1 protein-coding gene is annotated in these 1,293 nt (G+C 67.4%); it reads right to left on the bottom strand.

Annotated elements, in window-relative coordinates; all coding sequences use genetic code 11:
• Window positions 1–1,293, bottom strand: a 1,293-nt coding sequence (locus ACIPIA_RS16540; RefSeq protein ID WP_400511064.1) for a caspase family protein, incomplete at both ends; no start/stop codon positions are given.

Below are 1,293 nucleotides of genomic sequence, written 5' to 3'. Positions count from 1 at the left end.
GAGGATGCGCTGATAGGCCTGCTCGCTCTGCGCCTCAAGGGCGGTCGCCTGCATCGCGGTCAGGAAACCCGTTTCCGGAATGCCGCGGGACTTCTGCCACTCCTGGATGGCCTTGCGCTGGCTCGGCCCGAAGGCGGTGGCGAGCTTGCCGGGCTGGAAGCCGGCGGCGCGCAGGCGGGTCTGCAGCTCGCGGCGATCCTTGGCCTGGAGCTTCATCGCCGTCTCGGTCTGCACGGTGCCGATCTCATTCTTCAGCGCCTCGTCGGTGACGCCGGGCGGTCTCGCGACGACGTTGGCCGCAGGCTTCGCCGTCTCCAGGCTCGCCAGGCGGTTGCGCGCGAAGGTGGCGAACTGGCCGGTGGGGAAGGCGTCGAGATAGGCGCGATAATCGGCCGCCGAATTGCCGCGCTCCGCGACTTCCCAGGTCTTCACGTCGAGCTGGGCCCGGTCGAGAGACGGCATGGCCGGCATGGCGGGAACAGGAACGGCGGCGTCGATCGTCTTGGTGGCAACCTCGGTCGGATCCACGGCTGCGAGCTTCAGCGTCGGATTGAGCTTGAACTCGCCGATGATCGAGGAGTTGGTCCAGGGCTTCTGCTTCTTGCCGGTCGCTTCCCAGACATCGGCGCGCACGCGATCCATCACGGTGGTGATCGAGACCTCGGGCGTCTCGATGTGCTTGAGCAGCGCCGAGGTGAAGGGGCTGTTGCCGTCCCTGTCGCCATCGAGAGCGGTCGCGCGCGGGTCGGTCGCGAATGCGATCAGGATGCCGGAGGCCGACTGGGTCTCGATCGGCGTCAGGCCGCGCGTGACGGCGCGGGACTTCGCCACCAGCTGGGTCGCGAAGGGATTGTCCCGGCAGGCATCGAGGATGACGATGTTGACGCGCTCATCGCGCTGCATCTGGCGCAGGACCAGCTGGACATTGACCGCCCTGAAATCGAGATCCGCCTCGGACCGCAGCGAGGCATCGACCGGAATGAGATAGTTCTCGTCGCCAACCGCGATGCCATGGCCGGCATAATAGACGAGACCGGCCTTGGCGCCGTCGAGTTTCTGGGCGAACTGGCGCACGACATTGGTCATGTCGTCCATCTTGAGGTCATAGCCTTCGACAACCTCGAAGCCGAGACGCTTGAGTGCGGCCGAAACGCCCTTGGCATCCCGCAGCGGGTTGGCGAGCGGCGGCACCGCCGTATAGGCGCTGTTGCCGATGACCAGCGCGACGCGGCGCTCCGGCACCGCGGCCGAGCCGGGCAATGCCAGGGCGACGGCGCAGAGGGCCAGCGCGAG

This window comes from Allobosea sp. CER48 (assembly GCF_044752385.1).
GTDB lineage: Bacteria > Pseudomonadota > Alphaproteobacteria > Rhizobiales > Beijerinckiaceae > Allobosea.
Note: the sequence above shows the minus strand (reverse complement) of the source record. Positions and strands in the feature narration are given on the sequence as shown.